The following is a 13,708-nucleotide window of genomic DNA, read 5'->3' as shown; positions in this document are numbered from 1 at the left end:
AGCAACTGCGTCAGGAATTCTCTCCTGGCGCAGTTGCTTCACATCTGTTCTTCACATAACGACTATGATTAAATAAACTGAGTTGCCCAGAGCACGGTAGCGGGCGGAGTCAGAGGCCCCCTGCAGTTCTGTCCAGGAATCAGGAAATCCCTGGAGCCTCTCACATTCCAGCGGCGTCAGCCTACGAATAAGCAGTGGTCTTTCAGTCTCTGTCTCCTGCAGCACAAGATCAGTGGCATCCTTGTGCTGACGGGCACTTTCAGTGGATGTTACAGTGCTTTCCATGAATGCATCCACTCTCTGTCTGGAAAAAAACCTGTCATGTGTATCCAACAAAATTGGCAGATTATTGCCTCCAGTGCCATTGCGATTCGTCAATGTGGGAGATATGCTGTACGGTCCTGTGTATCTCGCGTCGATTCCGTGGTTTTCAAACAACGCTATAACTGAGGGTGTTTCTTTCTGACGCATACCAATAACCAACGGCTGATGGCCATGCTCCTGGGCCCGCAGCGTCCCCGCCACATCTTCAGAACAAGCCATGACGCCGCCACCCTGGTCGTTGAGACAGAGAACAGAAGGTACCATATTGGTTCCGCTCTCCGATGCTTTCAGGGTTGGTGCACACTCCACCTGATATCCGATCCCACCTGCTGTAGGTGCGGCTCCGGCACAGAAACCAGCAGTAAATACCAGCCCGCCGGGCTTCTGCTCCCCACTGTTGATCGTCGGTGCAACACCAAGTGGGGTAGATATCCGTCTCTGCTGATTATCCCAGGGAGTCAGGCTGCCAGCTGTCTCGGCTACAAACAGCAGGCCGGCAGGATTCCGGCCCCCTCCGCCATCTGCGCTGGCCAGAGTGGGCGCTTTACCCCCTGGGGTAAACACACGGGCCTGCTGGGTATCCCAAGGGTTGAGGCAGTCCTGCGCAATGAAGGCCTGCTGTTTCATTCCAGGTTGGGGGCTCAACGCGCCGGCCGCATTGTGGAGGTTGCGGACCTCGTCCCTCTGGTTAGCGGCGAAGGCGATGAGGTCAGGGAATGGAGCTGTTAAGCCCGCCTGAGCCAGCAGCGCCGCTTTCAGCTGGGGCGGCAGTTCCTTCCTACGTTCCGTCGCTCTGCGCAGGATACCCAGGCAGGCTGTCCTGCTTAAATAGTATTTGCGGGGCGGATCGCCCTGCAAAATCTGCGATAAGGAAAATACGTCTTCTTCGCTGAGGGGTGCGGGGCCAGTATTGAGCGTCGAAGACCCGCCAGGCGAGGGAGAAATCAGTTCCCAGTACGATTCGCCCAGCAGGTTGCCATGCCCAGGGGTGAGGTCCAGGGACATAAACGGGATCGTTTTTAACTCGGACAATCTCCTCGAGGACGACGCGGAAGTCCTCACCCTTGGGCGATCCGCTGCTGAATGCGCCGGGGACGTTTTCCCAGCACATCCATCTTGGTCGAACAGCGATACCTGTCCGTCCTCGCTGAACATCTGCATTTCTCATCTCCTTTACGATCCGAATTTGTTCCATAAAAAGGCCGGAGCGGGCGCCGGACAGACCGGCTCTCGCTCCAGCTACACTGAGATCCTGACAGGGTGAGCCCCCGCAGATGATATCCACAGGCGGCAATTCTGCCCCGTCCAATTTGGTGATGTCCCCCACATGGATCATTCCGGGGAAATGGTGTTTTGTTACTTCGATAGGGAAGGCTTCGATTTCGCTGGCCCACACAGGCGTGATTCCGTTGCGAACCGCCGCCAGGGGGAAGCCGCCGATCCCATCGAAGAGACTCCCCATAGTGAGCATGTTCTCCTCCTGTCCTTATTTTGCTGCTGCCTGCACAACGGTGCGGGTAGTGTTGACAGCGGCCTGAGCGGTGTAGACGGCGCTCATGATATTGGCCCTGGTTGTGGTGTCCAGGCCGAAGGTCCCGGCGATCCTGGGCACCTCTCCTGCGGAGAGCATGAGGCCCAGTCCCAGCAGAGCATGTTCCCGGAAGACTATCAGGCCCGCCACCAGGATTGTGGATTGCAGGAAAGCTGTCAGGCACAGACCGATGACCTGCTTGATCCACTGGGTAAATCCATCAATATATCCTCTGGGAACGCTGAACATGTACAGACTCCCCACCGCAATCTGGATGAGCAGGATGCCGCCGCGTTTCAGGTTGGCGAAAAAAACCTTGATTACAGCGTAAGCCATCATGATAATGCAGAACAGGAGCATGATCGGGCTGGTGAGGACACTCATGCCGAAGTCAGGTGCGCCTACCATATCCGCAAGACTTTCCACGTTCATCAGCTCCTCAATGATCTGCTCCCCTACAGTCCCGATGCTGGTTCCGTACCCGGTCAGACCCACAGAGAAGGTTCCCTGCAAGGATACCGACAGGGAATAGAGCCGCACAGGTACCACAGTAAACAGGCTGACCGCCATAAAGCCCTTGATGGCATTGAGGGCTGTCTGCCGGAGGTTTCCCCGGCCGGTGGAGTATTCAATGCCGAATTCAAAGCCAGAGACCACAATGCTGACGCCGAACAGCGCCCAGCCCAGCTGGGAGAAAAGCAGGACAATGGCCTTCACCCAATCAAGTTCAAACAGCTCTACGCCCATATTGCCCATAACAGCGAAAAAGTTGCCAAGAAAGCCCACCATTTGCCCATAGAACCAATCAATCAGGTTGTCCATGATGGTGGATGCTACAAAATCAAAGACAAATATCGCAGATCACCTCCTGGCACTTCATTGCATGGTCTGTTCCGTCTGCCAGGCAGGGTCCTGCCACTCTTTCAGCTGCTCCTCCGTATAGCAATAGATCAGTTCTTCACGACACAGCCTGGCAAGGATCATCCTGTTCTGCCCGATTGGGATGTCGGTCACTTCGAATTCCGCTCCCCAGCCATCCTGATACTGGTACTCCAGCTGACGGGTAAAAACATCCCATTCTTCATCTGTCAATTCAGCGGTGGTTTCCAGGTCAACAACCGCATAAGCAGTTTCACCTACCGCACAGACACTCAGCCGGGCCGCCCGGATTTTTTGCTTGACAGCATGGTCCATCTCCCGGTCACTCGGCCAGGAGAAAAACTTCATCAGATTAATGCTGGAGGACGGCTCAGAATGGAACGCACGCAGGGCGTCGAGGATATTTTGCGCGAATGCAGCGGAGTGATCGTAGAGACATTCAGGGCTCCAGTATTCTTCCATTTCTCCAATGCTTACCCAGATGGGTGAGAAAATTCTCGGATATTTTTGAGAATGTGCCACTTGTTCGTTCATCTTCCGCCTCACAGTCCAATGATGCCCCAGATATAGTTGGGTGCGGTCAAGGTGAAGACCAGGCAGGCAAAGAGGATTACGGGGCCGGTCCACTCGAACTGGCCATGCTTTTTATAGTCAAAATAGGCCATCCCTAATTTGGTGAAGAAGGCGATGGCCAGGACCATGTCCAGTGCGGGAAAGACTACGTTTTCAACCACGGTCTTGATCTGGTCCGCCGCGTCAGTCCAGGTGCTCTCCACAGCGGAGGCCACATCCCCGGCAGCGAGAGCGGGGACACAGCAGAGGGCTGCCACCACCATGGCGGCGGCAAGGATACGGAACATTTTCTTGGATTTCATCTTGATTTTCCTCCCTGTATTTATATTGGATTTACAGAAGAGGAGCCGCCCTTGACAGGCGGCTCCCCATTCAGCATGGACAGACCGGCTCAATAGCCGGTGCGGGGCAGGGGCTCGGCGGGCTTGTAGACTCTGGTGACCCATCTGCTGGTGGCCATGATCCACTGACCATTATAGATGCCGCCCACGTCCGCCTGGTTAACGAACTGAGTCCCTCCGGTAAGCCAGGACACCACATTGCAGTACACCATTGGCGCTTCCACCTGGCGGAAATTGCTGGGAACAACACCGAAGGAGACCATAAACTCAGTGATATACTCATTGGAGGCCAAACCCAGGGCGGAAGGAGAAGCGTCCAGCATATAGTGCCGCGTGGTGCTCAGATTGTCGTACATAGTGCGATACTCGCCGTTAAGATTGGTTTTAAACACGATCTTGTAATTCCCCTGCACGTTGTAAGTGCCGGTGGCGATTTTGTCCAGCCGCACCGCCTGGGCAGGCAAGGTATCCCGCCAGTAAAAGCTGGTGAGCGCGGTGGTGGAATTGTTGGCGATGCCGGAGAAATTATAGCGGAGCTGCTGGCCGGGCATGACCTCCACGAAGCCGGTTTTCTTAATGGAGACGTTGGTATACAGGGCCTTGTTGGTCATGGCCGTCTTGACAATCTGGCCGGCATGCTCAATCTCCACATCAATGGGAGTTTTGTCTAAACCATAAAACTCGGCAGCCTTGGATTCAATCACCTTATACCGTCCCAAGGGCAGCGGTCTGGACACGGCCACGCCATTTTTCCTGGTACGGATGGTGTCCACAAGATTGCCTGTGCGGTAGTGATATATCTCGAACTCGGTGTTAGGGATGGGTGTGCCAGCGGGCCAGCCGTTCATGGAGTTGTAGTCCTCGGAGGTCTTGGTGACCTGAATCTGTCCGGTGATGGCAGTGTTTTCCCAGGTGATTTCTGTGGTAGTCCCGGCGATGACATTTACGGTCTTCAGTTGGGTATCCACCAGATATCCGTCATTCTCCAGCTCCCGCAGGTAGTAGCGGCCAGCCCCGGGCAGATCGTCAATGTGGACATACCCCCTGTCATCGCTGCTGTACTGCCCGATGGGATTCTTGTCTGCATCGTAGAGCAGGAAGGTTACTCCGTAGAGCCCCTCCTTGGTATCACTGTCAATTTTATGGATGAGGATACCGCTCAGGGCTTTGTTGGTCACCACCAGCGGCGGCGTGGCTTTCCCGGTTTTCACCTCGAAATAGTGGGGAGTGCTGTCCAGCTTGAACTCCTTCGGGCACTTTGTCTCCACCGCATAATAGCTCCCGGCTTCCAGTGTGACAAAGACCCGGCCATCTTTCCCGGTAGTGACAGTATCCACCAGAGCGTCGTCCATGCGGCGGATTTCAAAGGTCACGTTGGGTATGCGCTGTTCCTCTTTCCCCTCCACCGCCTTGATAATCTCCACTCCGCCTACGGGGTTGTTGTAGAAGTAGAGGTGCTGTGTGTCGTCCGGGTTGACCACCACCGTCTGAGTGCGGGTATTGGGGTCGATGGTATAGCCGGGGACACTCTCCACTTCGGTACAGATGACGGTTCCTGTGATATTGGAGAGGATGATCTGGCCCTCGGAATTAGTGAAGTACAGCCCATTGGAGGATAGCTTGCCGCCCTCGGCGTCCACCACCTTGCCGTCCGCATAGGTGATCTTAAACTGCACCCCGGTCAAGGGCGTTTTCCTGTCCGCTCCCGACAGCTTGTGGATGATGAGGTTTCCCAGCGGCTTGTTGCGAAATTCCAGGGTAACGGTCTGTCCGGCTTTGATCTGAACGGTCTGTGGGGTGTCGTCCAGCAGGTAGCCTGTTTTTGCCCTGACCTCCTTAACTACCAGCGTGGTTCCTGGGTCGATATTCTCCACCAGGAAGCTGCCTGAACTGTCCGTCACAAACTTGCCGTTGGCATTTCCAACCACGGCCCCATCCGCCGTTGTCACGAAAAATTCCACATCACTGAGGGGCGCGCCGTCACTGGCCGATACCTTTTTTACCAACAGAGAGCCCTTGGCGCTGTTACCAAAATAGACCTGTACCACCTCCTGCTCCTCGCCGGAGAGATAGACGGTTTGGGGCGGTGTGTCGATTACATGGTTCCCATCACTGGACAGCTCCTCAATGACGTAGGTGCCGGCCTTACAGCCTGTTACCGTGAAGGAGCCGTTGGCCGAGGTGCGGTAGGTGCCAATCACTGTGCCACCCGTGCCGGAAGTATTGCCGGAAAGATACCTGATCTGGAACACCGCCCCCTCTATGGCCACGTTGGGGTGCTGGCTGTCGTATTTCCAGACACATATGGCACTCAAAGGCCGGTTGCGGAAGCGGAAGGTGTGCCCCTGGCCGGCAGCTACAAAAGCTTCCTGTGTGTCGGGATCGGCCTTGGCAAAGCCTTTCAGGGGTTCCAGCTCCTGAACTCGGAACCAGCCGTCCCGCAGGCCCAACTCACCCATTTCCGGGCCGTTCAGCTCAATGCGGCCGTCTTCGTCGGTGTAGAATATTCCCAGGTCGTTGATCTCGCCGGTACTGGTGTGGTTGGAGCTGTACCACACCCGGAAGGGTACATTGGCCAGCGGCTCAAAGGTGACCGCGTTCTCCTTGATAATCTCAATAACCGGCCGCCTGTGATTCTCGAAATACACCTTGTGGTCGCGGTTGGGGTACAGGGTGACAAGCTGCGGATCGGCGTCCTTGAGGTAGGGCGAAGGCACGGACTTTTCCGAAATTTCATATATTCCGGGCAGCAAATTGGACAGCGTGGCTTTTCCCTCGCTGTTCGTTTTGATCTCGTCCACACTGTGGCCGTCCGCCGCCTTTACCAGAAAAACGGTATCCTTAATCGGGGTGCCATCGTCTGCGTCATTTTTGTAAACATACAAATTGGGCCGCTTCTGATTTTCCAGACAGATGGTGCTGGTCTTGCCCGGGAACAGCTCCACATGGTACTCCCGCAGGTCGATGATGTGATTGGATACTGTAGCGGTTTCTTTCAATGAGTACACACCTGGCTCCAAGCTCTCCCACAAAATCTCGCCCGTGGCCGAAGTGGTGCGGTCCAGATACCGACTTCCATCCTCGATTTTCGCCAGGCGGAAGGAGACCCCCGCCAGCGGTGAGCCGTCTGAGCTGGTTTTTAGCAAGTGGAGAGCGGGGCGCTTGGAATTGGTGAACACGAACTGCGCGTCCTCGTTGGGTTTCAGCTCAATGATGCGCTGGGCGTCGTCGATCACATAGCCGGGGCAGTCCAGCTCTGTTACCACCGCCGCGCCCGCAGGCAGCTTGGACAGGTCGATGGTCCCGTCCTCCAGCGTGGTCATCTCCACCGGGCCCCAGCTCCCGTCTACCGCCTCCAGCTTGAACCTTGCGTTGGGGATGGGCTTGGAGAGGTCGGCGCTGTCCACCTTGATAAGGTGGATGCCGGGTTTTACGTCGTTGAAGAACAACAGCTCCTTGATGCCATCCCCGGCGTGGAGCTCCACCTCCTGGGGGGTAGTATCCAGAATCAGCCCGTCATTACCAGTATCTACCTCAAAGGCGCGATAGGTACCGGGCTGAGCGTTGGTAATCAGAATCTCACCCACTGCGTTCGTCTGAAAATTGCCCAGAAATTCGCCGTCCCGATAGACTGCGAAGGTAACCTCGGGCAGCAGGATCATATTTTTCCGATCATATTTGATGATGCGCAGGCCGGGCAGCTCCTTGTTGACGATAGTGGCTGTGGACTCCTCGCCGGACACCACAGCCACGGTCTGGACGGTGTCGGTCTCAGCGATCCAACCCTCGATACCGGCCACCTCTTTCACCTCGTAACCGCCCGGTTTCAGATGATCAAAGACAACCGTACCGCCCATCCGCGTCTGGCCGGTGAGCACCTCGCCGCTTTCGATGTGCTTGATCTGCACCGTCACCCCGTTGAGGGCGTCGCCGGTGTTGGATAGCTTCTGCACTTTGAGAGAGCCATAAGGGGCGTTCCAAAAAGTCAGCTTTGCCACCTTGTTATATTCCACATCGGCGTGCTGGGTGGTGATGTTAGGGAGAAGATGATATTGGGGCGGGATCTCCTCGGTCACGGTGTAGTGGCCCTCCAGGGTGAGTGGGATGGTGACCGTTCCGTCGGGGCCGGTGGCGTAGGAGCCCAGCTTCCGGCCCACAGGGTCATAGATGGAGAAGACTGCCCCCTCCAGGGGCATCTCGGTACCCTCCTCCAGCTTGATGATCCGCAGCGCCGTTTCATCCGGGATTTCCTCCTCCGGAGAATCGTAGTAATTACTGATGGCAGCCAGTTCCATGCGCTGGTTGTTGTCCACATCGCAGATGTAGTTCTGCAAATTGCCATACTTGTCCTTCTCCGCACAGACAGCGTACTTGGCCACCGAGGCGGTCAGGGAGAGCTGGACACTGCCTGTCTCTCCCTTGATGCTGTCCACGGGATAGAGCACCTTAAAGCTGCCTAGCGAGCCATCTGTGATTACATCGGTGATATCCTGGTTGTCCATATCCACAATGCGTGTCCCGGCAGGGACACTGCCGGGATCGGAAAAGGCCACGCCGACCTTGAGACCGTAGACAAAGGTCTCGCTGCGCAGAGTAAAGACCTGCTGCTTGTACTGTCTGCCGTCTACCGTTACCGGGTAGGCCACCGACTTGTCCGGGGTGGCGGTGAGCTTGGGCTCCAGCATGTAGTTGTAGGTGGTACCGCGCTGGTAAATGGTTTTGGCCGCATGCAGCACCCGGTTGGCAATCTCCTGGTCCGCGGCGCTCAGACCGGGGGCCACCTTCAGATTATTGATGTTCCATGCGGGCATGAGATAGCACCACAGGGCCATTTTAGTGGCGTAATACGCCTGATACTTGTCATCCAGATTCAGGCCCTCCAGGCTGTAGTGGGGATAGCCGTTACAGATGATACCCACCACCTTGGGGTCGCTGGCCTTCTCGTTGGCCAGATACTTGATGCTCTCGCCAGGGCCCACAGTCTGGGGGACGCCAAAGAGGTCAGGGTTGACGCAGTAGGCTGGTGTTTCTCGTATATAACCGTTTGCGGTCTTGAAGTTGTAATAGGTGTATTTCTGCTTCCTGACGCTGCCGTTGATGGACAGGTAGCCAATCTCGTGGTCTCCGTTGAAGATGTCCACCTCACCCAGGGCCTCGTCCTCACTGGAGGCGGCGAAGGAGGAGATGGGCAGGATGCCCAGGAGCATCACGAATGCGAGGAACAGGGAAAGAAACCGCTTTTTCATAGACATACCTCCGAATAAAATGAGCGGCCCCGGCATTTCTGCCGGAGCCGCCTGATGATAGGGTCTGTTGTGTCGTTACAGGGTCTGGAGCCAGGCCATATAGTCCTGGGCTCTCTTGATCAGGATTGCCATGTCTCCTCTGGTGATGGTATCACCTGTCAGGGCTTCTGCCGGGATCAGTTCCAGTTCCGCCGCCTTGTCGCAGGCGGTGTCATAGTCCCAGCCGTCCCGTTCCAGCCAGCGGAGGATGACGGCGCAGGCCATTTGAGGAGTCGCCGGGTCGGATGGTGCGAAGATGCCTTCTCCGTAGCCGGCCATGATGCCGTTGGAGGCGCACACGCCCACATAGGTCTTGGCCCATTTCGGGACGTCGTTGAAGTTTGCGTCGCACAGTCTGGCATAGAAGTCACGCTCCCAGGCGATGTGCTCCGGGTTGATGCAGATCTGGCTGACAAGGACGGCCATCTCGGCGCGGGTCAGATTGTCGTTCAGGTGCAGGTCGCCGTTCTCATCTCCTGCCATAAGCCCCTGGGCCTGCAGGCTCGCGGCGGCAGTCTCCTGTTCAGTGGGGACATCGGCGGCCAGGGCGGCAGGGACGCTGACAGTAAGCAGGATGCTGGTGGCCAGGGCGATCATCATGTTTCGGTTCATTGTTTTTCCTCCTTCGATAACATTGGGCTTTGCAAGTCCAATGATACGGGAAGAAGGGTCAAAAGTCCAGCAAAAGAGAAGCTTCAAAGCGGAGAAAAACGGGGATGAAAACGAAGCATATTACCGAACCTCAGCACCCTGGACACACCATCGCTGTTCCCGCTGATCGCGGACGCAGGTGTATAGGGTGATCATATTATTGGTGGAGGGGGCAAGGGCGCTGCGATCTGTCTCGGCCACCTTGGACACGCTGGTAACGGCATAGGTGCGGGTGCCCAGCCGGGTGGTCAGGGTGATTTTGTCGCCCACCTCCAGGGTATGGATCTGTCCGAAATGGTTGGTCACACCTCGGTTATGCGCAGCCAATGCCACATTGCCATCCCAGATGGAGGTATCCTCAAAGTGTCCCGCCCCCTTCTTCAGCGCGGTGCTGTCCGTGCCCTGATAGATCTTGACGTTCAGGCCGATGGCAGGTATCTTCAGCGTACCCAGATGCCCCCCGGTGTAGTAGAGATCGTCTGTCACCTTGGTGTAGCCGCCAGGCCCGGTCACCGTCACGGTAGATGAGCCGGGGACAAAGACGGAGCCGCTGGAACTTCCACTGCCCATGGCGGGAGGCTGGATTATGCCGGAACCGCCGTTGATGACAGCCCCGGAGACAGGCTGATAGCCCGGGGCCAGATTGGGCGTCAGGGGTGTGCCGGTGTTCAGCGTGTCGGCACTGTAGCTGCCGAAGCCGGGTGGGATGAGGGCGGCATTCTTGCTCACGTCCTCATTCTTCATGGCGCCGTTGTCAGCGGTATGCACCACCTCAAAGGACGAAGGCTTGCCATACTCCGGGGTGCCGGGGGCATTGATGCTGTACTCCAAAGGTCCGGTCGCGCTGGCGGGAATTGTGAGGGCCAGGGACAGGCATAGGGTCGAGAAAATAACGGTAAACTTTCTCATTCGGTCTCCTCCTTGTTTTCTTTACGGTGTTTCAAAAACAGGGCGGCTCCAATCCCGGCTCCGCCCACAGCAATGACGCCCAGAGGGATGAGGAGCAGGGGCCAGTTGAAGCTGGCAGGAGTCTGAGTATCAGGGGCGGGCTCCGGTTCAATCGGCTTGAGCGGTGTCCCCTCAAAGATGGCCACATACCGGGTCTTGTTCAGGGCAATCCGGCTGACAGAGCCGGCGTAATCAGCAATGACGGTGTAGCCTTTGACGTAGCTGCTGGTGGCGGAGCCGGTATAGGTGGCCACTGCGGTGTAGCGGTCGCCCACTGCGTAGCCGTCCATATTTGCGGTGTTGTCGGTCTGCCAATTGATATTCTGGAGGGTCAAGGTACGCCCGCCGTCCTGGATGGTCTTGGGGATGTTAGCGGTGTCCTGACTGGCCAGATTGGGGTAGCTGCGGGTGGCGGAGACATCCTTGGTGGAGCTTCCATACCCGGCCACCTCAATCTGGACGGTATCCAGCTGGAGGGCCAGGGTTCCGGTGAGACCGTCCTCGGTGACAAATTCTTTCTCAGTGGGCAGCAGAGCCAGAACAGACTCCATATCCTTGCTTTTGCTGGGGATGGAGACTGTCTCGGTGTGATACCGCTCCTCATACTCCGGGGTCTCCTGCTTGAGCAGGTCCACCAGCGTATAGCGGAACCCCTCCTGCTCAAAGTCGGACCGGGCAATGCCGGCAGGGTCTTCCTCCGGGCTCAGGTCATAGATTTTGCGCACCTCAGCGCCATCCTCGCTCCTGATAACGGAGGTGGGATAGCAGGCCGGGCTGGGCGGCGGAACTGCGGCGTAAGCGGTGGGGGACAGTGTCATGGTCAGAATCAGAGCCATGGCGCACAGGGCGGATAATTTTTTCATCATCGTTCACTCCTTATCACATTGACATTGAAGGTGCGGGGGGCGCTTCCTGTTCCTGGTGCCGCTGGGGAAGCTGTTCCAGCGCCTGCTGGTATGCGGCCACAACCGCATCACTGAACTGCTGGTGGAACTCCTTGGTGCAGGGAAAACAGACATCCCTGTAACCGTCTCTGCCCTTATAGCTGGGCATAGAGACAAAGGGGCCGTTCTCACTGTCGATTACCTTGACTCCCCGGATGGCAAAGCAGCCGTTCAGAGTCACCGAGGCATTGGCCAGCACATTTCCGCTGGTGCTCACGGAGTAGATCTTCACCTCCAGCTCCATGGGGAGTGTCCCTTGGACAGGGGCGCTCTGATGCGTGGTTTTGTTGCTCATAATCTTTTCCTCCTTACGTTTTCTTATGGTCAAGCCACTCCTGGGTGCGGCGAACCAACATTTTATATTCCCAATAGGTGAGCTCCAGCGGTACAAAGTGTCCCTTCCTGATTCCGTCTACCCGGTATTTGGATATGACGGGGTAACGGAAGGACTGTTCCGGCGCGGGATAGCGGCGCTTCAGCTCCGTGGGAGATATCCAGCCGGCACCGGACAGGTACAGCCAGCGGACGGCGGATTCCGGAATGCCTGGGACGTCAGGCCACAGGCGCTTGCCCTTCAGCCGCTGTTTGGAGGTGTTCCGATTTCCGGGGACGGGGACCAGCATGTCCGTGGCGAGACAGTAGCGGATATCCAGACAGGACACTAATTCCCTGGCCAAAGAGATTACGCCCTCCTCCTTTTTCCAAAGGGGGAGGGCGAGGAAGTCCAGAACCAGCGTGTTTTCCCAGGTGGTAGAGCCGATATCGGTGGACAGGCGGCGCACCAGCTCCACATCTTGCTCCCCATTACTGAGACCGAAGACCTTGACGGAGCTGTCCGGTAAGGAGCGGTACTGCTCCAACGCATCCCGCCAGTCCAGGAACCGGGACTGCCGCCAGCCCTGTTCACCCTGGGGGTCATAGCCCAGCCGCAGGTCATCTATTGTATAAAAGGATAACTTCAATCCATTCACCTCTCATTGCATTATGAAGCCATCTGCGACAGGGCCGCAGTTCGGCTCTTGATTGGGACCACGAAGCTCCTCCAGCTTTTCCCGCGCCCAGTCCGGCAGATACTGCTCATCCAGCACCCCCAAAAAGTCATCCCGGTTCCAGCGGGTCTTCTCACCGTCGCCCAAACAAGTGGCATAGACCGCACGGCCTCTGGACTCAGGAGAACATCCAAAGCCACCCTCGCCATACCAGAGCATGTTTTTGGGGGACCAGAAGCTTTCCCGCAAAGTGTGAGGATTCATCACCAGCACCTTGTCCTTGAAATCCTGTTCATGCCGCTTACCAACACAGTGCTCCAGGCCGAACAACCCCAATACCTGGTATGCTTCTCTGACCTGACCGATGAACCCCTCCAAAAGCTGGGCGGCGGTGTCCACCGCATAGCAATAGTTATATTTGCCATCCGGGGGCACAAACGTCCCCTGACCCCACTGGTAAATTGTGTCGCTGACCAGATGTCCGCAGGCAGACTTCTTGAGTTCTTTCAGGGAATTGGCGAGGACAAAGTTTACCCGCTTAAAGCCAAACTCCTCCAGTACAGACTGGGCGCTGCCCTCTTTCAGTACCCCACTGGATTCATCGAAATGCTCCTGAACCGCCTGTTCTATGGCGCGTGCGCAGCGGACATTCTCCCGAAAGCTGTCCTCATGCATCTGTGTTTCCTTTTGGCGTCTGGCCTCCGCCCTGGAGTTAGGGTAGAGGTAGAGAAAGTCAGCTTCCATAGATGATATCCTCCAGTATCATGTGTTCTTCCAGCTCGCCCAGACAGCTCCCTGCATCACCGAAGATGTCCAGCAGCTCGAGAGGCACATCCCGCAGGTCATGGCGGTAGCCGGCTGCCGAGATGATCACAGAGCCAGACGCCTCATGCACCTTGGCGCACAGCTTGGCATCCTCCGGGATGCCCGCCTCCTGGCGCAGGTAGCCGGGCAGATCAATGGATTCCTCCTCCAATGCGTCATAGGGGCAGCCACTTTCTTCGCAGCCCTCGCAGGGGCCGCAGACTTTGGCCAGATGCGCATACAGCTCCTCTGCCGTATTGTGGAGCTGCTTCGCCACAGAAATCAGTTCAGGTGCGGTCAGTTGTCCCTTCAGCAGGACCAGAGCGCAGTCCAGCGTATGCAGCTCCACCTTCCCACCGTAAGGAATATGACTCAGATTCAGGGCAGCGGTAGGGATTCGGAGCCCCTGGGGGGCGGATTCACAGATGAATTTCATATC

General features: G+C 56.7%; 11 protein-coding genes and 1 pseudogene. All 12 read right to left on the bottom strand.

What is annotated here, in order from left to right:
* Positions 1–51: 51 nt before the first annotated feature.
* Positions 52–1,795, bottom strand: a pseudogene (locus NFS22_RS19760) (DNA cytosine methyltransferase).
* Positions 1,796–1,810: 15 nt separating this feature from the next.
* The gene (locus NFS22_RS19750; RefSeq protein WP_420908893.1) at positions 1,811–2,677 is read right to left on the bottom strand and encodes a conjugal transfer protein TrbL family protein; all 867 of its coding nucleotides are present in this window, start codon (positions 2,675–2,677) and stop codon (positions 1,811–1,813) included.
* A gap of 54 nt (positions 2,678–2,731) precedes the next feature.
* Entirely contained in the window at positions 2,732–3,268 is a 537-nt protein-coding gene (locus NFS22_RS19745; RefSeq protein WP_251319437.1) for a hypothetical protein, read from the bottom strand.
* 8 nt (positions 3,269–3,276) lie between these two features.
* Positions 3,277–3,609 (bottom strand): DUF3852 domain-containing protein, encoded by a 333-nt coding sequence (locus tag NFS22_RS19740; RefSeq protein WP_251319436.1) that lies wholly within the window; start codon positions 3,607–3,609, stop codon positions 3,277–3,279.
* An 89-nt stretch (positions 3,610–3,698) separates the two neighbouring features.
* Positions 3,699–8,894 (bottom strand): SpaA isopeptide-forming pilin-related protein, encoded by a 5,196-nt coding sequence (locus tag NFS22_RS19735; RefSeq protein WP_251319435.1) that lies wholly within the window; start codon positions 8,892–8,894, stop codon positions 3,699–3,701.
* A 75-nt stretch (positions 8,895–8,969) separates the two neighbouring features.
* The gene (locus tag NFS22_RS19730) at positions 8,970–9,545 is read right to left on the bottom strand and encodes an S-layer homology domain-containing protein (RefSeq protein WP_251319434.1); all 576 of its coding nucleotides are present in this window, start codon (positions 9,543–9,545) and stop codon (positions 8,970–8,972) included.
* A gap of 120 nt (positions 9,546–9,665) precedes the next feature.
* Complete coding sequence (locus NFS22_RS19725) at positions 9,666–10,493, bottom strand: class D sortase (protein ID WP_251319433.1); 828 nt, start codon at positions 10,491–10,493, stop codon at positions 9,666–9,668.
* Positions 10,490–11,395, bottom strand: a complete 906-nt coding sequence (locus NFS22_RS19720) for a cell wall anchor protein (protein ID WP_251319439.1) — start codon at positions 11,393–11,395, stop codon at positions 10,490–10,492. The genes NFS22_RS19725 and NFS22_RS19720 overlap by 4 nt, the downstream gene beginning before the upstream one ends.
* Before the next feature lie 16 nt (positions 11,396–11,411).
* Complete coding sequence (locus tag NFS22_RS19715) at positions 11,412–11,771, bottom strand: SpoVG family protein (RefSeq protein WP_251319432.1); 360 nt, start codon at positions 11,769–11,771, stop codon at positions 11,412–11,414.
* Positions 11,772–11,784: 13 nt separating this feature from the next.
* Positions 11,785–12,438: a hypothetical protein gene (locus tag NFS22_RS19710; protein WP_251319431.1), complete on the bottom strand. Its 654-nt coding sequence runs from the start codon at positions 12,436–12,438 to the stop codon at positions 11,785–11,787.
* Positions 12,439–12,450: 12 nt separating this feature from the next.
* Positions 12,451–13,209 (bottom strand): DUF3849 domain-containing protein, encoded by a 759-nt coding sequence (locus tag NFS22_RS19705; RefSeq protein WP_251319430.1) that lies wholly within the window; start codon positions 13,207–13,209, stop codon positions 12,451–12,453.
* Positions 13,199–13,705 (bottom strand): hypothetical protein, encoded by a 507-nt coding sequence (locus NFS22_RS19700; protein WP_251319429.1) that lies wholly within the window; start codon positions 13,703–13,705, stop codon positions 13,199–13,201. Before NFS22_RS19700 ends, NFS22_RS19705 begins: the two co-directional genes overlap by 11 nt.
* Positions 13,706–13,708 lie beyond the last annotated feature (3 nt).

It is taken from the genome of Flintibacter muris, assembly GCF_943192995.1.
In the GTDB taxonomy this organism is placed as follows: Bacteria; Bacillota; Clostridia; order Oscillospirales; family Oscillospiraceae; genus Lawsonibacter; species Lawsonibacter muris.
The sequence above is the reverse complement of the archived record's forward strand: the minus strand, read 5'-3'. Positions and strand labels throughout refer to the sequence as shown.